Source organism: Paenibacillus sp. N119s (assembly GCF_059447605.1).
In genome coordinates, this window is the sequence record NZ_JCAJRU010000501.1 from 1 (window position 1) to 555 (window position 555).

2 tRNA genes are annotated in these 555 nt (G+C 41.8%); both read left to right on the forward strand.

Annotated elements, in window-relative coordinates:
- Positions 1-3 precede the first annotated feature (3 nt).
- Positions 4-80, forward strand: a tRNA-Pro gene (locus AC5V8P_RS26010).
- A gap of 7 nt (positions 81-87) precedes the next feature.
- A tRNA-Gly gene (locus AC5V8P_RS26015) sits at positions 88-158 on the forward strand.
- Positions 159-555 lie beyond the last annotated feature (397 nt).

Here is a 555-nt window from a genome sequence, read left to right on the forward strand (position 1 = left end):
TTTCGGGATGTAGCTCAGCTTGGTAGAGCACCTGGTTTGGGACCAGGGGGTCGCATGTTCAAATCGTGTCATCCCGACCATTTTTTTGCGGGTGTAGTTCAATGGTAGAACTCCAGCCTTCCAAGCTGGTAGCGTGGGTTCGATTCCCATCACCCGCTTTATATAGATGAAAGAAGAGATGGCTTAAGCCATCTCTTCTTTTTGTATTTTTAAAAAGCATTATCCTTAGTCAATGAAACTCAAGATTTAGAACATTATATTCTAAATCGCTGATGGCTCTGAGAAGCAATTGCTATTGTTACTACTTAAAGAATGGGCAGTGTGCAACCTAAATGTAACTCGCCTGACTCCATTGGCTCGCGGCCGGCAGACATTTTACCGCTATGGAAGCATCTGAGCTTTTAGCCCAGGACCCTCGCGCCTTTTACAAGCCTTTTAGAGCGAATAATAAATTAATCATGATTTAACCAGTGCATTGACTAGAGCGTGTCTTCAAACTATAAAACTATGATTCGAGTATCAATAATGGTAAACTTTTCGTATGAAAAGACGATA